Genomic DNA, 18,316 nt, shown 5'->3' on the forward strand with positions numbered 1-18,316 from the left:
CCCTCCGAAAAGTCCCCCAAGACTACTGGGTCGAGGTCAAAATGGCCTCGACCCTTCGGTTTTTCTGCCGCCCCTCTTCGGTCAAATTCGACGCAATCGGGGACAGATAACCCACGCCTTGCGCCTCAATCTGTGCCGTTGGCACGCCATAAGCGTCAATCAACCGCGCCCGAACAGATGCGGCCCGCCGTTTGGAAATCACGATATTGCCTTCCAGCCCCCCCGACGCATCGGTATGGCCCACCAGCGCCACGGTTTTATCGGGGTTTTGCTTCAACCACTCGGCCAAGGCCGCCAGTGACGCATAGCGCCCTTCGGTCAAATCGGCCGCCCCCGTGCCAAAATCCAACCCCTCCAGCACCACAGCGCCGCCTGTCACCAAACGCCCCATATCGGAATTGATCGCAGCCGCGTTGGGTGCGACAAGCGCCGTGCCCTCAGCCCCCGCAATCTGTTCAATCCCGCCAGATGCCTTGTTTGTCGCCGCAAACAGCGCAGGCCCCGCATCGGCCACCGCGCGCGTCATCTGCACGAACCCTTTGCTGGCCGACCGGCTGACCATCAGCCCCACCACTTCGCGCCCAGCACCCACTTTGCGCTCTACTGACAGAAACCGGAAATCCCCAAGGTCTACATGCATTTGCGGTTCCGGCAGCACATCCACCGCAAAGCGGAAATCAAACCCACCGCACCCCTTTGTCTCGCAGTCAAACACCACCTCGAAACCCATCGCCAGCAGCTGCGCGCGCAAGGGTTGCATCAAATCCAGACTGCTTAGCCCCGGTGCATCGACCTGCCACGCACTGCGTTCGACCATGCCGTCAATCACCGTCACCGAAAGCGCGCCATTGGCCCAAGCGGCATTGGGCAAGGCATAACTGCCCCGCGCCATCGCAGGGCTGGCCGTGGGTGTGGCGGGGCCGGGAAACTCCAGCGTCAGGGCGTTTACGGTCGTGCCGAAACACCAGCACGCCAGCACCAAACCAACCAAAGAGGGGCTATTTTTTACGATAATGATACGCTCCTACAACTGTCATCCCCAACGCCTGATACAAGGCCCGCGCCGCCACATTCGCCTCGGTCACAGCCAGACAAACCGTGTCGGCCCCTTGGGCGCCGGCCCAAACCGCGGCCATCCGCATAATGTTTTGCCCCGACCCCTGCCTGCGTTGTGTGGGCGACACCTCTAACCCATGCACCATCGCCGTGCGGCCATGACAGGCCACAAAGGCAACACCCGATGCGCGGTCATTCACCCGCCCCAAAATGCTTGTCTTTGGCCCCGTCACACGGTCCATCACCGCCAAGCGCCCCGGCCCAATCCCCGCCTCGTCCCACAATTGCACCGCGATGCTTAGGGGCGGCCAAGTGGGAAAGGCCGACATAGCCGAAGGTTCGGGCGTGGCCAAATCCGCAACCGCCGCCGCGTAAACCACCACGGGGTCGTGCCGCGCATACCCGCGCGCGGCCAGCATATCATCCAAGCGCCCATCACTGTGGCGGATCATGAACAAGGGTGATTGCCCCAACGCCGCCATCGCCGCCTCGGCTTGTGGAATATCCGCGTCTTCAAACGCGCCCTCAACCGTTGCCGCCGAAACCCGTTGCCCGCCACCTGCCCCCGCGCGGATCAGCCACGGCACAACATCCGCATAACTGGCGGCGGGCCATGTCTGTTCCAACACCTCGTAAATCAGGTCAGGCGTCATGCGGGAAACATCGCGGCAAGCCGTGTCATCGCCGCGTCAATCTGGGCGGCATCGGTGCCACGAATAACCAAATTCGTGCCATGCGCCCCATTGCGCGTAAACGGATACGACCCCATCGACAGGTCGGGAAATTCCGCCGCCAATGCGCCAAACGGTTCGGCCACCTCACCCTCGCCCCGATCTACGCGCAAGGATTGGCTTAACAAAGGCGCGCCGCCAGTCAGCGTTGGCAACACACTGGCCACCATCGCCTGAAACACATTCGGCACCCCCGCCATCACATGCACCGACCCAAGCGAAAACCCCGGCGCGGTGGAAATCGGGTTGTCAATCAACGCCGCCCCATCCGGTATCCGTGCCATCCGTTGCCGCGCCTCGTTGAACGGCATCCCCGACCGTTCGTAATGCGCGGCCAGCAGTGCCATCGCATCGGCCCGCTGGCTGATCGGCACACCAAAGGCCGCTGCAATTGCCTCGGCGGTAATATCATCATGGGTTGGCCCAATCCCGCCGGATGTGAACACATGGTCATAGGCTGCGTCCAGCGCGACCACGCTCGCGATAATCGCCGTGCGATCATCCGACACAACCCGCACTTCCATCAACGAAATGCCATGCTTGGTCAGCTCGCCCGCCAGAAAATGCATATTGCTGTCACGGGTGCGCCCCGACAAAATCTCGTCTCCGATAACCAGCATCGCGGCGGTGGGGTTTGGCATCGCGGCCTCCATATCCTTAGGGTCTTTATGGGTATAGGGCCGCGCCCGCAGGGTTTCAAACCCAGATTACTGCAAGGTCTGGCCATTTTGCCGCAAGAGGATTATTTAAGAACAAAGGCAAACAAGCGAGGCCAAGGGTTTGGACGATACACGCGGACGGATTACACGCGACGGCATTCGCATTTATGACGCTGCCGATTTCGCAGGCATGCACGCCGCAGGCCGCGTCGCAGCCGAGATTTTGGATCTGGTCGGCCCTTTGGTTGTGCCGGGCGTGACGACAGGTGCCTTGGATGATTTCATCACAGCCGAGGTGAACCGCCGTGGCGTGACCTCCGCCACCATCGGCTATCGCGGCTATAAACATGCGTCCTGTATCTCGGTCAATCATGTGGTCTGCCACGGCATCCCTGGGTCCCCGATCCCGATGCAAAAGTCGGAAACCATTTCAAAAGACTTGGAAAAACGGCGCAAGGATGATGTGCTGCTGGACGGCGATATCCTGAATATCGACGTAACGGTCGTCGTTGATGGTTGGTTCGGCGACACCAGCCGCATGTATGTTGCAGGCAAGCTGCACGATCGGGCCAAGGGGCTGATCAAGGTCACGCATGATGCTTTGATGAAGGGGATTGAGGCGGTAAAGCCTGGCAATACCTTTGGCGACATCGGCTATGCGATCCAGACCTACGTTGAAAAACAAGGCCTGTCCGTTGTGCGTGATTTCTGCGGTCACGGGCTTGGCCGCGTCTTTCATTCCCCGCCCAACGTGCTGCATTATGCCAATTTCCGCAAAGATGCCCAAGGTAACAAAACTGCAAACATGCGACGCACGGTCGAGGATCGCACAGCCGTGCTGGAAGAAGGCATGTTCTTTACCATTGAGCCGATGGTAAACTTGGGCCGCCCCGAATCCGAAGTGTTGGCCGATGACTGGACCGCCGTCACCCGTGACCGCAAACTTTCTGCGCAATACGAACATTCTATCGGGGTAACGGCCAAAGGGGCCGAGATTTTCACACTCTCGCCCGCTGGCCTCTATAAATCGGCGTTTGAGGCTTAGGTAAAACCAAAGGGGGCGGCAGGTGGAAAACAACGGCCTCGACCCCGCAGATTGGGATGCCTACCGCGCCGCCGCCCACCGCCCACCGCCTGCTGGACCAATGCATCGACCAGCTTGCCACAGCCCGCAACCATCCGTGGCAACCCGTGCCCGATGCGGTGCAGGCAGCTTACACCCTGACAGGCACGGGTAGCGGTGAAAGCGCGCTCGCCACCCGCATAGCCCGCGATATTTTGCCTTACGGCACCGGCAACACCCATCCCGGCTTTTTCGGCTGGGTGCATGGCACGGGGTTGGCCAGTGGCATCCTGTCGGAAATGGCGGCAGCCACGATCAACGCCAACACGGGCGGGCGTGACCATGGTGCGATCTATCTGGAACGCGCGGTGATTGACTGGGCCAAAGGCGTCTTTGACTTCCCGCCAGCCGCCAGCGGCCTGCTGGTGACGGGCACCTCGCAGGCCACCATCATCGCCCTTGCCGCCGCCCGTGTTCGCGTCTTTGGACCAAAGGTTCGTGCCCAAGGGAATGGCGGCGTTCACCTGACTGCCTATGCGGGTGCAGGCGTTCATAATGCCGCGCGCAAGGCCTTGGAATTGCTTGGCCTCGGGTCCGATAACCTGCGCCTTATCCCCGATGCCGCACATGGCATCGACCTGTCCCTTTTGACCCATGCGATTGCCGCTGACCGCGCCGCAGGGGCCACCCCCTTTGCCATCATCGGCACCGCAGGTTCGGTCGATCTGGGCCGGTTTGATGACTTGGGCGCGCTGGCCGATCTGGCCGCCGCCCAATCGCTTTGGCTGCATGTCGACGGCGCATTCGGCGCATGGACCCGTCTGGCCGATGCCCCGTGGCGCGCGCTAACGGATGGTATCGGTCGCGCAGATTCGCTTGCTTGTGATTTCCACAAATGGATGTATGTGCCCTATGATTGCGGCATGGTCCTGATCCGCGATCAGGCCGAACACCGCGCCGCCTTTGCCTCGCGCCCTGCCTATCTTGCCGCGCAAACCGCAGGGCTTGGCGGGGGCGAGCCGTGGTTTTGCGACTATGGCACCGACCTCTCGCGCGGCAATCGCGCGCTCAAGGTCTGGTCCGCGATAGAAACCTATGGCACCGCGCGGCTGGGCGCCGCGATCAGCGATAATTGCCGCATGGCCGCGCTGATGGGCGACCTTGCAGGCCAAGCGCCGATGCGCCTGATGGCCCCCGTTGTGTCAAACCTCTGCGTCTTTACCGCCAACGCGGGTCTGTCGCCACAGGCGCAAAGTGATCTTAACACCCGCATCGCGCAAACGCTGCAACTGCAAGGGGTGGCCGTATTTTCCACCACAAATATCAATGGCATAACCTGCCTGCGCGCCGCAATCACCAACCACCGCACCCGCGCCCACGACGTAACCGCCGCGATGGCAGCCGTGCGCGCGCTGGCCCTATAACCCGATCTTGCCCGGAATGTCGCGCAACGATGCAATCACCTCGGCCCCCGTGGCCGCCAGCCGCGCGCCATCGTCATGTTCGGCCAACCCCAAACAGCGCATCCCCGCCCGCGCGGCCCCGATGCAACCCGTGGGACTGTCATCAATCACCACACAGTCGGCGGGGTCCACGCCCAAGGCGCGCGCCGCATGCAGCCACAACCCCGGTTCGGGTTTCGGGCAGCCCAAGGTTTGCCCCGAATACAAATGCCCGCCCAATCGCGCCATAACGGCAGGGTGCTGGCCCAAGGTAATCTGCATCTTTTGGTCCGACCCGTTGGACCCCACGCCATAGACAATGCCCGCGCGGTCCAACGCATCCAGAACGTCCATCACCCCGTCAATCAGCCCTGTCCCTTGCGCCAATCGCGCATACATGCGGGCGTAAAACACATCGACCCAGTCATCGGGCAAATTGGCCCCAAGGCCCCGCGCCGTGGTAAACAGCCCGCCAATCGTGCCGCCCAAAAACCGCAGCTCCATTTCAGCGCGCGTCAGGTGCAACCCATGCGCCGCCAAATCCTCGGCCAGCAGGTCAAAGGCAATCGCCTCGCTGTCCACCAGCACGCCGTCACAATCAAACAAAATCGCCCTTGGGGTCATGGTGGGTATCATGCAGGTGCCCTTAAAATTGTAATGAATGTGTCGCCGTATTTGCGGGCGTCCAGCTTGGTGAACCCGACAGGCGGGGACACAGCCACGCTTTCCTCCCAGACCACCACAGCACTTGGCGCAACCCAGCCGCCCTTGATGGCCGATGCCAGCGCCGCTTCGCCCAAACCCTTGCCATAGGGCGGGTCCATAAAAATCAGATCAAACGGCGCGGCGGTATTCGGCGGCAACTGCGCCGCGTTCTGGCGCAAAACCACTGCCGCCAGCCGCGTAATCTCAAGGTTGCGCTTAATCAACGCCAGCGCCACCTTGCCATCATCCACCAGCGTGGCCGCCGCCGCCCCACGGCTCAACGCCTCCAGCGCCAGCGCGCCCGTGCCTGCAAACAAATCCAACACCCGCGCGCCTGCCACAGGGTTCGGGCCACCGTCCAACCGCCCGTTGATAAGCAGGTTAAACACAGCCTCGCGCACGCGATCAGACGTAGGGCGTAAATGTGCCGCCGCATCGCCTTTGCCAATATCGGCCAAATGCGTGCCACGGTTGGTGCCACCAATAATCCGCATTATTTCAACAACGCTTTCAGGTCGGTCGCGGGGTCGCTGGCCAGCGCCGCATCAGGCGATTTCCCCGCCGCCAACAACCGCTTGGCTACCATAAACGCGCGCGGATCGTTCATCGCATCCACGGCCAACAGCTGCGTGCCGCGATAATACCAAAACGACACAGCGTCCTCACCGCGCCGCGTGACGATATGGTCATAGCCCGTATTCAGCCCCGCGATTTGCAGCTTTATGTCATATTGATCCGACCAAAACCAAGGCTCGGCCACATAGGGCTTGTCCGCGCCCAAGATATTGGCGGCCACGCATTCGGCTTGGTCAATCGCATTGGGCACCGATTCCAACCGCATCCGGCCCGCAGCCGTGGGAAAGCTGGCACAATCGCCCGCCGCCCAAACATGCGGCACGTTCGTCCGCCCCAAAGCATCGGTCGCAATCCCGTTGTCCAGCGCAATCCCCGCCGCTTCGGCCAGCGCCGTTGCAGGCATGATCCCCACGCCAACCATCACAAAATCCGCCGCAATCTCGCGCCCGTCGGTAAGCCGTGCGGCCGTCACATGGCCGTCACCGATCAAGCGTTCCAACCCCGTGGCCTCGATAATTTTAACCCCATGCGCCCCATGCAAATCACGGAAAAAATCAGACGTTTCCGGCGCGGCCACCCGCTGCAAAATCCGTGGCGCCATTTCCACCACCGTCACATCCAGCCCCAGTTTGGCCGCCACCGCCGCGCCTTCAAGGCCAATATAGCCGCCGCCAACAATCGCCACCCGTTTGCCCGCCGTAAAATACGGCTGCATCGCATCCACATCGGCCAAATCGCGCAAGGTAAACACCCCGCCCAAATCACCCCCAATGGCGCTGGGCAACCGGCGCGGCACCGACCCCGTGGTCAGCACCAAATCATCATAGGCCAACACGTCACCGCCCACCGTCACGGTCTGCGCGGCCACATCAATCGCCGTCACAACCTGCCCCAAGCGCAGGTCAATGTTTTGCTCGGCGTAATAGGCTTCGGGCCGCAAAAACAACCGCTCGGCAGGCAGATCGCCCATCAAATACGCTTTGGACAGGGGCGGGCGCTGATAGGGCGGCACGGCCTCGGCCCCGATCAGGGTAATCGCCCCCGTATCGCCCAAAGCCCGCAATTTGGCGACAAGCGATGCCCCGGCCTGCCCAGCCCCGATAACAACTGTATGCTTCATCCTTGGCCCCTTTAACCGCCCCCGCGACAGGTTTTTGTCAAATCGTGACTGGCAGGGGACCCGCCCGCAGCCTATATCTGGCTGCAATGGAAACGCAACGCACTGGGATGAATGATATGACAATTTCTGTAGGCGACACACTGCCCGAGGCAAATCTGGTCCGTTTGGGCGAAGGCGGCCCCGAGCAAGTCAGCGTTTCGGACCTGACCAAAGGCCGCAAAGTGGTGATCTTTGCCGTGCCGGGTGCCTTTACCCCCACCTGCCATTCCGCCCATGTGCCCAGCTTTATGCGCACCAAAGATGCCTTTACCGCCAAGGGCGTGGACGAAATCGTCTGCGTGTCGGTCAACGATCCCTTTGTGATGAAAGCATGGGGTGAGGCTACGGGTGCTGCCGACGCAGGTATCAGCCTTTTGGCAGATGGCACCAGCGCCTTTACCGCCGCGATGGGCATGACGTTCGATGCGCCCCCGGTTGGCCTGATGGCGCGGTCCAAGCGTTACGCGCTGCTGGCCGAAAACGGTGTCGTCACCGTGCTGCACGAAGAGGAAAGCCCAGGCACCTGCGAAATTTCGGGTGGTGAGGCGTTGCTGGCTGCGATCTGACTGCAAAACAACTGAATGCTGAACAAAAGGCCCTGCTACGTCGCGTAGCAGGGCTTTCTTTTGCCGTATTGCATCCCTATAGGGAACCTGCGGGATGACCCCGTGCGATCAGCTTTTGCAGGAATACGATGCGTACAATTACCACGACCGAAGACCTTGCCGCCTTTTGTGACGCTGCCAAGCGCGAGGCCTATGTCACCATCGACACCGAATTCCTGCGCGAACGGACCTATTGGTCCAAGCTGTGCCTGATCCAGATGGCCCTGCCGGGGGCCAAAGGGGATGCCGTTCTGGTTGACCCGATCGACGGCGCCGATATGTCGCTGGAACCCCTGTATGATCTGTTTCGCCATGAGGCGACGGTCAAAGTGTTCCACGCCGCCCGTCAGGATCTTGAGATTTTCTTTGTCGAAGGCAATTCCTTTCCAAAGCCGCTGTTCGATACCCAAGTCGCGGCGATGGTCTGCGGGTTTGGCGAACAGGTGGGCTATGAAACCCTTGTGCGCAAAATCGCCCACGAACCCTTGGATAAAACCAGCCGCTTTACCGATTGGTCGCGCCGCCCGCTCAGTGACGCGCAAAAAACCTATGCTTTGGCCGATGTGACCCACCTGCGCGTGATTTATGAGGCGCTGGCCAAACAAATCGCCGAAAGTGGCCGCCAAAAATGGGTTGAGGAGGAGTTGGCCGTGTTGACCGACCCCGAAACCTATACCGTGCGCCCGCATGAGGCGTGGCTGCGGATCAAAACCCGCACCAATTCGGGCCGTTTCCTGGCAATCGTCAAAGAACTGGCAAAGTTTCGCGAAGAATATGCCCAAGGCAACAATGTGCCGCGCAGCCGCGTGATCAAGGATGACGCGTTGCTGGAACTCGCCTCGACCAAACCGACCAATGTCGAAGAATTGGGTCGCTCGCGCCTGCTGCTGCGCGAGGCGCGGCGCGGGGATATCGCGGATGGCCTGCTGGCAGCGGTGAAGGCAGGGAACGAGGCCAAGCCTGAGGACCAGCCCAAAGCCGACACGTCCAAAGATCAGGTGCAAGTCAATCCTGCATTGGCCGACCTGCTGCGTGTGCTGCTAAAAGCCAAGTCCGAAGAGTTGGGCGTTGCCGCCAAACTGATCGCCTCGGCGTCGGACCTTGACCTGATCGCGGGCGGGCAACGCAAAATTGCGGCTTTGTCGGGCTGGCGCAATGAGGCGTTTGGCGAAGATGCCTTGCGCCTGTGCCGCGGCGAAATCGCGCTGTCGGCCAAAGGGAGCAGTATCAAGGTTATTCGCCTGTAACCCACGGGCTGAATGAGTATTTTTGCAAAGATGAAATGGCAGGGCGGTTCAGGCCTTGGCAAGGCTGTCCATTTTTGTGGCCAGTTTGATGTCACGCTCGGTTAGCCCGTTGGTGTCATGGGTGATCAGGGTAACGGTCACGGTTTTATAGACATTTGACCATTCGGGGTGATGATCCCATTTTTCGGCCCAAAGGGCTGTGCGGGTCATAAAGCCGAAGGCCTCGATGAAATTGCGAAAGACAAAGGTTTTGGTCATCGCATCGCGGGCGGGGTCCATCGCCCAGCCGTTGGCCAGCAAGGGGGCAAGGGCTGTGCGGTCTGTCAAAGGTTCGGCTTTCATCATGGGATCCTTGTGCGGTCAGGTTTGGTCGGGGTCATCCGAGGCGATGCGGCGAAATGGGCCAAAGGCGGTGGTGACCTCAATATCCTCGGTCACGGCATTGCGTTCGGCATCAAGATAATCGGCAACGGCGCTGGCAAAACCGTCATTCGCGATCCAGTGCAAGGAATACACCGGCACGGGCAGATAGCCGCGTGCAAGTTTGTGGTCCCCTTGCGCGCCCGCCTCGACCCGCTGCAAGCCATGCGCGATCGCCCAATCAATCGCGCGGTAATAGCACAGTTCAAAATGCAGGCAGGGGTAGTCTTCGGTGCAGCCCCAATAGCGGCCATACAATGTATCACGCCCGATAAAGTTAAGCGCACCTGCAACCGCGCGGTCGCCGTCAAAGGCCAGAACCAACAAAATGTCATCGCGCATCGTGGCATGAAATTCATCGAACGCCGCGCGGGTCAGATAAGGCGTGCCCCATTTGCGCGCGCCGGTATCTTGGTAAAACTGCCAAAACGCATCCCAATGGGTGGGTTCGATGGCATCGCCCGTCAGCGACCGAATGTCCAAGCCCGCGCTATTGGCGGTTTGGCGTTCTTTGCGGATGGCCTTGCGTTTGCGAGACGAGAGCTGCGCAAGGAACGCGTCAAAATCGGTATAACCATCATTATGCCAATGATACTGCTGGGTGATACGCTGCATCAACCCAAGCGCCGCCCCGCGCGCCGCCTCATCTTCGGTGCAAAAGGTGATGTGTAGGGATGACAGACCATGTTGGTTTGCGACCTGCGTGGCGCCCGCTATCAAGGCGGCGGTGCCCTCGGCCTCCTCATCTGGCAGGGTCAGAAAGCGGCGGCCCGTGGCAGGTGTAAAGGGCACAGCGACTTGCAGCTTGGGGTAATAGCGCCCACCCGCGTTTTCAAACGCCTGCGCCCAGTTGTGGTCAAAGATATACTCCCCCTGACTGTGGCTTTTGGCAAACATCGGCATGGCGGCAATCGCCACGCCCGCCCTGTGCGCGACCATCGGGCGGGTTTGCCAACCGCTGCGCCCGCCGATCGACCCCGACCGCTCTAGCGCCAGCAAAAACCGATGCGTCGTGAATGGATCAACGGGGCGGCCATCTGCCGCCTCGGGGCAGGCCAAACTGTCCCAATCTTGCGCCGAAATATCGGCAAAGCTGCTGTGCAGCGTGATTTCAATTTCGGCCATCGGACATTCTTTGTAAGGCAACACTGTCCTGCCAAGCTGGGGCCGCATGGTGCAAGGTCAAGCCGGAATAGGCGCAAGATAGCGTTCAAAGGTAACATTATGCGCCACCTTGCGCGCCGTTGCTTCGCCCTCGGGCGACGTGATGGTCCAACAGAAAACCACCGCCCCAGCATGGCGCAACTCGGTCACGCGGGCGCGGTCAAGATCACTTGCCTCATGCGAGATAAAGCAAGCCTTGGCATGGTCATAATCAGGAATTTCGCGCAACCGGTCACAGATTGCAGGCGCAATCGGTTGCCAATCGGCAGGGTCAAAGGATGAGGTGGTGATGCCGCGCGGCACATTCGGCAACAGCCGCGCCATCACAATCACCGAATAGGGATTAAACGACATCACAGCCACGGGCCCTTCATAATCTGCCAGCGCTTGTGCGGTTGCCGCCTCCAACTTGCCATCGGTAGGGCCCAGCCCGCCTTGTTGGTCTTTCAATTCGATCAACAAAGGCACGCGGCCCGCCACCAGTTTCAGCACCTGTTTCAGGCTGGGGATGTTTTCGCGCCCGCCGCGCAAAGGGATATGCGACAGTTCGGTGGCCGAGCGTTGGTTGACGGGGCCGGTTTCCATTGTCAGCCGGTCCAGCGTTTCGTCATGGAACACCATCGCCTTGCCATCGCGCGACAATTGCAGATCAATTTCAATCGCATAGCCTGCTTTGATCGCCGCACGGATCGCCGCGCGCGAATTTTCGGGGCGGCCATCTGTGACATCATGCAAGGCGCGATGTGCGATGGGCTTGGTCAGAAAATCGGGGTGCAGGTCTGTGGCCACGTTGTTTCGCTTTTCTGCTGGTAGGGGAGGGGGGCTTTTTGCCCCCCGATCCGGCTTTGGCGCTGCCAAAACCGATTTTCCCCGAGGGATATGAATAGATGAAAGCAGGTTATGGGGCGGGCGCGTTACGGGGCGATTTCAAAGATACCTTCGATTTCCACCGCAACGCCCAATGGCAAGGACGCAGCCGAAACCGCTGAACGCGCATGACGGCCTGCGTCACCCAAGATGTCCACCAAGAAATCCGATGCGCCATTGATGACCTTTGGCTGGTCAACAAAATCGGCGGTGGAATTCACAAATCCGGTCAGCTTGATCACCCGTTTCAGCCGCGACAGATCTCCGCCACAGGCCGCGTTGACTTGCGCCAGAAGCGAGATTGCACAGCGCAGCGCCGCCGCGGCGCCGTCTTCCACGCTCATCGTGTCGCCAAGGCGGCCCTTGATCAGGCCATCAGGGCCTTGGCTGATTTGCCCCGAAACGTAAAGTGTGCTGCCGTCCTGCACAAATGGCACATAATTGGCGGCCGGGGCAGGGGCATTGGGCAGCGTGATGCCGCGTTCGGCAAGGCGGGATGCAATGGTCATGACTGGTCCTTTCGGGTGTTTTCGCGAACCTATCCGGTTTTAGGCACAGTTTGAAATGCAAAATGCAAACGCCCCTGTTTTGAACGCCTGCGACCAAAGCGGTTGGGGCGATAGGGTGCAGTATGGACCAAAGCCGGCGGGGAACGGTTATGGCCTATCTTGTCGCTGCCCAACGAAATTGGCTTAGGTTTCCCGAAACGCGCGTGCAAAATAATCAGTGAACGGTTTGATAAGAAAGGCTAGGGGGCTGCGTTCGCCGGTGCCGATAAATGCCTCAACCGGCATGCCGGGGATCAACGTCAAACCCTCCAGCTTTTCAACCTCTCCTGCATCGGGCATAATTTCGGCGCGATAATAGGGCATTTGGCTCTGTGGATCCATCAGCGCATCGGCGGAAATAACGGTTATATGCCCGCTAAGGTCTGGTGTGGTTCGCGCGGGAAAGGCCGAAAACACCAACTTTACCGTCTGCCCCACCTTGATTTGATCCACATGGAATGGTTGCACTTGTACGGAAATAACCAACGGGCGATCTTGTGGAATAAGGTACATAAGCGGCTCTGCGGGCTGTGCAACCGCGCGGGGTGTGGTGACTTGCAACCCCAGAATAATGCCCGACACAGGGGCTAAAATGTCCAGCCTTGCGACCCGTTCGGACAAAGCACGGCGGCGTTCGGCCAGTTCCAGAATGCGGTAACCGATGTCGCGCAAGTGCAGATTCGCCTCCTCGTGCTGGGCGGCGGCAAGCTTCAGCACTTCAATCTCGATTTCGGTGATACGCCCTTCCGACTGCGCACGGCTTGCGGACAATTCGCCAACTTGCCCCTCAAGTCGCGCCATTTCGCGCTGAAGGGCAAGCACGCGGCTGGATTGCGCCAAGCCTTTGGCCAGCAAACCCTGTTGGACTGTCAGTTCCAGTTCGATCAGCCCAAGCTGCGCCGTGAGCGCCTGCAATTGTGCGGCAATACCGATAACTTGGCTGTCAATTTGCCCACGGCGTTTTGCCAGCTGTGCTACTTGCTGGGCCATGCTGTCCTTGCGGGCCAGAAACAATCTGCGCTGCCCCTCAATCAAACCCGCGATATCGGCCTTATGCCGTGCCGCGTCGGTCACTTCGGGCAGAATCCGGATTTCGGCCAAATCATCGCGCTCTGCCTCCAGCCGCCCTTGACGGGTCAGCAGCTCGTAAAACTGTCCCTCCACAATCGCCAATTCAGATTTCACCGCCGCCCCGTCAAGCCGCAAAAGCAGGGCTCCCGCCGCAACCGCTTGCCCCTCAATCACATGGATCGATGCGACAAGCCCGCCGTCCGGATGCTGCACAACTTGCCGGCTCTGGGCCACTTCAATCCGGCCAGAGGCCACAACCGCGCCGGCAATTCGTGACATCACGGCCCAAGACCCGAAGCACCCGACCAGTAGGAACAGCGTGACACACCCAACCAGAACGGGCCTGCCAACCGACCAATCAACCTGCAAACGGTGGTTCAAATCGATCACGCGGCACCGTCCCACGCAGCGCTATGCGCAATGTCGGTATGGTTTCGCACCATCTCGCGCAGCACCTGATCACGCGGACCAAAGGCGCGGCGCACCCCGTCTTCCAACACCAAAAGCAGATCGCATTCCTGAATCGCCGCAGGCCTGTGGGCCATGATCAGCACCGCATTCCCTGCCGCTTTCATGGCCTTGATTGCGTGGTTCAGCGCGTTCGACCCGTCACTATCAAGGTTGGAATTCGGCTCGTCCAACACCAGCAAAACAGGATCACCAAACAGCGCTCGCGCCAAACCGATCCGCTGGATTTGCCCACCCGACAACCGCGCGCCGATAGCAGATACTTGCGTGTCATAACCATTGGGTAGGCTTAAAATCATCTCATGTGCCGCCGCGCGTCGGGCCGCATCGACAACCTGTGCCGCATCGGGCACCAGCGCTAACCGTGCGATATTCTCCGCAATCGTGCCATCAAACAGCGCCACCCGCTGCGGCAAATAGCCGATCAATGCCCCCAAAACATCGGGGTCATATTGGCCCAAGGATGCCCCTCCCAGCCGGATCTTGCCACTGGCAGGCTGCCAAACTCCCGCCAACGCGCGGGCAAGGCTGGATTTGCCGGATCCCGATGCACCAATAACGCCAAGCGCCTGCCCCGGTTGCAGGGCGAAGGATACCATCCGCAGCACAGCTTGCCCCGCACTTGGGGGGACCACCGTTAAACCCGCCACATCCAGCACCGCACGCGGGCGTGGCAATGCCGTCTGCGCGCGCTCGGGCGGTTGCAGCGTCAACACCACTGCTAACCGCACCCGCGTCTCTTGCGCCCGCTGTACCAGCGCCCATTGCGCCACAAGCACCTCTATCGGGGCAAGGGCGCGTCCCAAAAGGATGGACCCCGCGATCATCGCCCCTCCGCTCAGCTGTCCTTGCAACACCAGATAGGCCCCAACCCCCAGCATCGCCGATTGTAAAAACAGCCGAAAAGTTTTCGATGCCACGGTGAACGCGCCGCCCACATCCGTCGCCCCAATAGCGGCCGTCAGTGCCGCGTCACGTGCAGCCTGCCAGCGTGCAAACCCCGCCCCCGCCATCCCCAGCGCCTGCACGGTTTCGCTTTCCGCTTTCAGGTTCTCGCCCAACCGATCCGCAAAACCCGCGGTGCGATTGGCCTGCATCAAGGGTGCGTGCGTCAGCCGGCGGTTCAAAACGGTCAGGCCAATCAGGCACACAGCGCCGCCAATTGCCAACCAACCCAAGGCGGAATGAAAAACAAAAATTGCCGCGAAAAACAGCGGTGTCCACGGCAAATCGAACACTGCCAGATGCACGGGCGATGACAGATACCGCTGCACCGAGTCCAGATCACGCTGGGCCACCATCGCACTTGCATCCTGCGGGGCCACCGTCAACCGCCGCACCGCCGCCTGAAAAACCCGTTTGTCCAGCGCATCCTGAAACCGTGCGCCAACCCGCGCGACGATCTGGTTACGCGCATGGTCCAAAACACCCATTGCCACAAACATCGCAAGCATCAGCAAAGACAGCGCCATCAACGTCGCCTCTGACCGGCTGCCAAGCACGCGGTCATAAACCTGCAACATATACAAAGGCCCTGTCAGCATCAGCAAATTCACGAAAAAGCTGAACACAAACAGCACACTATACAGCGCCCGCCCGCTGCGGCGCGCATCGGATAACTCTCTCGCTCCGGCAGATGTTTCGTGTGTCATGGGTTTGGCAGTCCAATGCAGGGTTGGCCCCAGCATCGCGTCAAAACCTTAAGACCCCGTAATCAAACGCCGCAAATCAGCCTAGTTTCCGCCCAAAATCCCCAGCACCTCTTTCAAAATCTGGTCTGCAAGGGTGTCTTGCGGTGCTGGCGCTTGCTGGGTCTGTGGCTGATACTGCGGCTGTGGCGCCTGTTCATACTGCTGGTTCTTGGCGGTTGGCGGCAGGCGCTGCTCTGGTATCAGCATAGGCAAGGGCCGCTCGGGCATGCCTTCATGCACGCGAACCATCACCTCATTCCAAATCTCGGCAGGTAATCCGCCTCCTGTCACACCCGACAGCGGCGTGTTGTCATCATAGCCCATCCAGACACCGGCCACATAATCAGCCGTAAACCCAATGAACCACGCATCCCGCGCCGCCGATGTCGTGCCGGTTTTCCCTGCCGCCTGCCGCTGGCCCAGCTTGGCACGCGCGCCAGTCCCTTCCTGCACCACCATATACATCATATAGGTCAGGTATTCGGCCGCTTGCTGTGAGATCACCCGCTCACCGATCCCGCCATCTTGGCCCAGCAACGGCGTATTGTCGCCCTTCAGCCGCAGGTCGATCAGCCCATAAGGCCGCACCGATGACCCGCCGTTCAAAATCCCTGCATAGGCGCCGGTCATTTCCAACAGGCTCGATTCCGATGCCCCCAGCGCCAGCGCAGGCCCCGCTGCCAAATCGCTGCGGATGCCGAAATCTTCGGCCACTTTGCGCACGACATCACGGCCCACTGCCTCGGATATGCGCACAGCGGCGGTGTTTACCGATTCCTCCAGCGCCTTGGTCAGGGTAATCAAGCCCAGATATTTGTTGGTATAATTACGCGGCGAATACGGCCCCGATCCGCGCACATTGATCGTCAGCGGCGTGTCTTCAACATAATCCGCAGGGGTATAGCCCAAATCCATCGCTGCCGCATAGACGAACGGCTTGAACGCTGACCCAGTTTGCCGTTTCGCCATTGTAGCGCGGTTAAAACTGCCGGGGGGGGCTGCATGCCGCCCGCCAACCATCGCCCGCACCGCCCCATCCGCTGACATGACAATCACTGCGGCCTCGGTTTTCGACCCCGCGCGCAGCTTGGCATCCAGCACCGCCGCTAACGCCGATTCCGCTGCCTTTTGCAGACGCTGGTCCAGCGTGGTTCGCATTATCACGTCTTCGGTCGTGTCTTTGGTCAGGAAGCTTGGGCCTTCGCCCATCACCCAATCGGCGAAATAGCCACCCGCGCGCGCCTCGGCCGCCTTGGACAGCGTGGCAGGGTTGCGCAGCGCGGCCTCATGCTCGGCCAACGTAATGTAGCCTTGTTCCTGCATCAGGCCCAACACCACTGCCGCGCGGTCCTGCGCGCGTTTCAGGTTGTTGGTCGGCGCAAAGGTCGACGGTGCCTTCAGCAACCCCGCCAACATCGCCGCCTCTGCTGCGTCCACATTGCGTGCAGACTTGCCGAAATAGCGTTGTGACGCCGCTTCAAACCCTCGCGCGCCCGCACCCAAATAGGCACGGTTAAAGTAAATCGTCAGGATTTCTTCCTTGGTGTATTTCGTCTCCAGCGCCAGCGCGAACGGCACTTCGCGAATTTTGCGCACCAAACCGCCTTGGCGGCAGTCGGCCTCATAATCCGCTTCGGATTTCCATGTGGCCGCGTCATAGGGCACGCCCAGACACAGCAATTTCGCCACCTGCTGCGTAATCGTCGACCCGCCGTTCCCCGACAATGGCCCGCGCCCTTCGCGCATGTTGATCCGCACGGCGCTCGCGATGCCACGCGGTGAAATCCCGTAGTGCCAATAGAAACGCTTGTCCTCGGTCGCAACCACAGCGTCATGCAGGTATTTCGACACGGTTTCCGCCGTGCTTTGCCCGCCAAACGTCTCGCCGCGCCACGCAAACACCTTTTCCTCGCGGTCCAGCAACGTCACCGACCCCCGCGCCCGCGCATCCAGCATATCGTCCACGGGTGGCAGCTGCGCGTAAAAGTAAAACGTCACCGCCGCCAAAATCAGGCCAAACACCGCCCCGATCCGCCAGGTAAATCCCCAGACAACCCGCCAGATCAGCCCCACGAACGCCGCAATCCACCCCGAAATCCCACGCCTGCGCGGCGCCCGCTTTTTCTGCGGCTTGCGCTTTGGGGGGGGCGCGGCCTTCTTCGCCGTCGCAGGCGTTTTATAGCGGCGATCCGCCACCAAAGGTGGGGGTCTGTTGCCTGATCTGCTCATTCGTTACTGGTCCCGTGTTTTCACGTTTTATTGCGCGCAGAATAGCGCGGCTTGTTCCGATTGTAGAGCCTTAACGCAGCGTCGCTCCGGGGGATATATGATTAATTTTTAATCGAATAGCCTAATAAGTGCAAAAATTGTGCAATTTTCCGGTTTTCACCCACATCTGCCCCCATCCGAACTTGTGCTGCACCTGCAAACAAACCCCTTCTATCCCCATACGGTCGGGCCTCGTCCCGGATGAGGCAATCAAAAGGGGAAAGTCGTGAAACTGATTATCGCAGCAATAAAACCATTCAAACTTGAGGAGGTCCGCGAGGCGCTGACCACCTTGGGCGTTCGCGGAATGATGGTCACTGAAATCAAAGGCTTCGGGTCACAGTCCGGCCATACCGAAATCTATCGCGGCGCAGAATATGCCGTGAATTTCGTGCCGAAAATGCGGCTTGAAATTGTGGTGCCCGACAGTCTTGCCGATGCCGCCGTGGAAACCATCGCCACGACCGCTAAAACCGGAAAAATCGGCGACGGCAAAATCTTTGTGCTGGACGTATCCCAAGCCCTGCGCGTGCGCACCGGCGAAACCAATGATGACGCGCTCTAAGCAGCGGGGGA

The 18,316-nt window shown here is 60.2% G+C and carries 18 protein-coding genes; 5 read left to right on the forward strand and 13 right to left on the reverse strand.

Annotated features, from left to right (window positions below; all coding sequences use genetic code 11):
- Positions 1–22: 22 nt before the first annotated feature.
- The 3 genes from G560_RS0110675 to G560_RS0110685 are packed head-to-tail and all read right to left on the reverse strand — an operon-like array spanning position 23 to position 2,428.
- Positions 23–991 (reverse strand): OmpA family protein, encoded by a 969-nt coding sequence (locus G560_RS0110675; protein ID WP_022704300.1) that lies wholly within the window; start codon positions 989–991, stop codon positions 23–25.
- Positions 992–998: 7 nt separating this feature from the next.
- Complete coding sequence (locus tag G560_RS0110680) at positions 999–1,709, reverse strand: GNAT family N-acetyltransferase (RefSeq protein ID WP_022704301.1); 711 nt, start codon at positions 1,707–1,709, stop codon at positions 999–1,001.
- Entirely contained in the window at positions 1,706–2,428 is a 723-nt protein-coding gene (locus tag G560_RS0110685) for a competence/damage-inducible protein A (protein WP_028913982.1), read from the reverse strand. The genes G560_RS0110680 and G560_RS0110685 overlap by 4 nt, the downstream gene beginning before the upstream one ends.
- Before the next feature lie 139 nt (positions 2,429–2,567).
- On the opposite strand from G560_RS0110685, the gene map reads away from it, so the two are divergent.
- Both map and G560_RS19970 read left to right on the forward strand, forming a co-directional pair.
- Complete coding sequence (map, locus tag G560_RS0110690; protein ID WP_022704303.1) at positions 2,568–3,491, forward strand: type I methionyl aminopeptidase; 924 nt, start codon at positions 2,568–2,570, stop codon at positions 3,489–3,491.
- A 56-nt stretch (positions 3,492–3,547) separates the two neighbouring features.
- Positions 3,548–4,933 (forward strand): pyridoxal phosphate-dependent decarboxylase family protein, encoded by a 1,386-nt coding sequence (locus G560_RS19970; protein ID WP_231575915.1) that lies wholly within the window; start codon positions 3,548–3,550, stop codon positions 4,931–4,933.
- On the opposite strand, the gene G560_RS0110700 is transcribed toward G560_RS19970, so the two are convergent.
- From G560_RS0110700 to G560_RS0110710, 3 genes are read right to left on the reverse strand one after another with little or no spacing between them, the layout of a single operon-like run.
- Positions 4,928–5,587, reverse strand: coding sequence for an HAD family hydrolase (locus tag G560_RS0110700; RefSeq protein WP_033419358.1), 660 nt, complete (start codon positions 5,585–5,587; stop codon positions 4,928–4,930). The two genes, G560_RS19970 and G560_RS0110700, sit on opposite strands and share 6 nt — an antisense overlap.
- Positions 5,584–6,150, reverse strand: coding sequence for an RsmD family RNA methyltransferase (locus tag G560_RS0110705; protein WP_022704305.1), 567 nt, complete (start codon positions 6,148–6,150; stop codon positions 5,584–5,586). The genes G560_RS0110700 and G560_RS0110705 overlap by 4 nt, the downstream gene beginning before the upstream one ends.
- Positions 6,150–7,352, reverse strand: coding sequence for an NAD(P)/FAD-dependent oxidoreductase (locus tag G560_RS0110710; RefSeq protein WP_022704306.1), 1,203 nt, complete (start codon positions 7,350–7,352; stop codon positions 6,150–6,152). The genes G560_RS0110705 and G560_RS0110710 overlap by 1 nt, the downstream gene beginning before the upstream one ends.
- A 116-nt stretch (positions 7,353–7,468) precedes the next feature.
- On the opposite strand from G560_RS0110710, the gene G560_RS0110715 reads away from it, so the two are divergent.
- Positions 7,469–7,957 carry a peroxiredoxin gene (locus G560_RS0110715; RefSeq protein ID WP_028913983.1) on the forward strand — a complete coding sequence of 163 codons (489 nt, stop codon included), beginning with the start codon at positions 7,469–7,471 and terminating at the stop codon, positions 7,955–7,957.
- Positions 7,958–8,085: 128 nt separating this feature from the next.
- Positions 8,086–9,243, forward strand: a complete 1,158-nt coding sequence (gene rnd, locus G560_RS0110720) for a ribonuclease D (protein WP_022704308.1) — start codon at positions 8,086–8,088, stop codon at positions 9,241–9,243.
- Positions 9,244–9,291: 48 nt separating this feature from the next.
- Here rnd and G560_RS0110725 read toward each other — a convergent pair whose 3' ends face one another.
- The 7 genes from G560_RS0110725 to G560_RS0110755 form a co-directional block, all read right to left on the reverse strand.
- Entirely contained in the window at positions 9,292–9,585 is a 294-nt protein-coding gene (locus G560_RS0110725; protein ID WP_028913984.1) for a 4a-hydroxytetrahydrobiopterin dehydratase, read from the reverse strand.
- Between the two features lie 18 nt (positions 9,586–9,603).
- Positions 9,604–10,788 (reverse strand): GNAT family N-acetyltransferase, encoded by a 1,185-nt coding sequence (locus tag G560_RS0110730; protein WP_022704310.1) that lies wholly within the window; start codon positions 10,786–10,788, stop codon positions 9,604–9,606.
- A gap of 57 nt (positions 10,789–10,845) precedes the next feature.
- Positions 10,846–11,616 (reverse strand): glycerophosphodiester phosphodiesterase family protein, encoded by a 771-nt coding sequence (locus G560_RS0110735; RefSeq protein WP_022704311.1) that lies wholly within the window; start codon positions 11,614–11,616, stop codon positions 10,846–10,848.
- A 125-nt stretch (positions 11,617–11,741) separates the two neighbouring features.
- Positions 11,742–12,203, reverse strand: a complete 462-nt coding sequence (locus tag G560_RS0110740; RefSeq protein WP_022704312.1) for a RidA family protein — start codon at positions 12,201–12,203, stop codon at positions 11,742–11,744.
- 183 nt (positions 12,204–12,386) lie between these two features.
- On the reverse strand, positions 12,387–13,703 hold the full coding sequence (locus tag G560_RS0110745; RefSeq protein ID WP_022704313.1) for an HlyD family type I secretion periplasmic adaptor subunit: 1,317 nt from the start codon (positions 13,701–13,703) through the stop codon (positions 12,387–12,389).
- Positions 13,700–15,433, reverse strand: a complete 1,734-nt coding sequence (locus tag G560_RS0110750; RefSeq protein ID WP_022704314.1) for a type I secretion system permease/ATPase — start codon at positions 15,431–15,433, stop codon at positions 13,700–13,702. Before G560_RS0110750 ends, G560_RS0110745 begins: the two co-directional genes overlap by 4 nt.
- Before the next feature lie 81 nt (positions 15,434–15,514).
- Entirely contained in the window at positions 15,515–17,701 is a 2,187-nt protein-coding gene (locus tag G560_RS0110755; RefSeq protein WP_028913987.1) for a transglycosylase domain-containing protein, read from the reverse strand.
- A 265-nt stretch (positions 17,702–17,966) separates the two neighbouring features.
- On the opposite strand from G560_RS0110755, the gene G560_RS0110760 reads away from it, so the two are divergent.
- Entirely contained in the window at positions 17,967–18,305 is a 339-nt protein-coding gene (locus G560_RS0110760) for a P-II family nitrogen regulator (protein WP_022704316.1), read from the forward strand.
- The last annotated feature ends 11 nt before the right edge of the window (positions 18,306–18,316 follow it).

Origin of the sequence: Pseudorhodobacter ferrugineus DSM 5888 (genome assembly GCF_000420745.1) — a bacterium.
Lineage (GTDB): Bacteria > Pseudomonadota > Alphaproteobacteria > Rhodobacterales > Rhodobacteraceae > Pseudorhodobacter > Pseudorhodobacter ferrugineus.

Bases quoted from the DNA above. Each gene is read 5' to 3' on its own strand.
- G560_RS0110685 (WP_028913982.1), bottom strand. From the start codon at position 2,428: ATGCCAAACCCCACCGCCGCGATGCTGGTTATCGGAGACGAGATTTTG.
- G560_RS0110715 (WP_028913983.1), top strand. From the start codon at position 7,469: ATGACAATTTCTGTAGGCGACACACTGCCCGAGGCAAATCTGGTCCGT.
- G560_RS0110705 (WP_022704305.1), bottom strand. From the start codon at position 6,150: ATGCGGATTATTGGTGGCACCAACCGTGGCACGCATTTGGCCGATATT.
- G560_RS0110725 (WP_028913984.1), bottom strand. From the start codon at position 9,585: ATGAAAGCCGAACCTTTGACAGACCGCACAGCCCTTGCCCCCTTGCTG.
- G560_RS0110740 (WP_022704312.1), bottom strand. From the start codon at position 12,203: ATGACCATTGCATCCCGCCTTGCCGAACGCGGCATCACGCTGCCCAAT.
- G560_RS0110755 (WP_028913987.1), bottom strand. From the start codon at position 17,701: ATGAGCAGATCAGGCAACAGACCCCCACCTTTGGTGGCGGATCGCCGC.
- G560_RS0110700 (WP_033419358.1), bottom strand. From the start codon at position 5,587: ATGATACCCACCATGACCCCAAGGGCGATTTTGTTTGATTGTGACGGC.
- G560_RS19970 (WP_231575915.1), top strand. From the start codon at position 3,548: ATGCCTACCGCGCCGCCGCCCACCGCCCACCGCCTGCTGGACCAATGC.
- G560_RS0110710 (WP_022704306.1), bottom strand. From the start codon at position 7,352: ATGAAGCATACAGTTGTTATCGGGGCTGGGCAGGCCGGGGCATCGCTT.
- rnd (WP_022704308.1), top strand. From the start codon at position 8,086: ATGCGTACAATTACCACGACCGAAGACCTTGCCGCCTTTTGTGACGCT.
- G560_RS0110680 (WP_022704301.1), bottom strand. From the start codon at position 1,709: ATGACGCCTGACCTGATTTACGAGGTGTTGGAACAGACATGGCCCGCC.
- G560_RS0110730 (WP_022704310.1), bottom strand. From the start codon at position 10,788: ATGGCCGAAATTGAAATCACGCTGCACAGCAGCTTTGCCGATATTTCG.
- G560_RS0110750 (WP_022704314.1), bottom strand. From the start codon at position 15,433: ATGACACACGAAACATCTGCCGGAGCGAGAGAGTTATCCGATGCGCGC.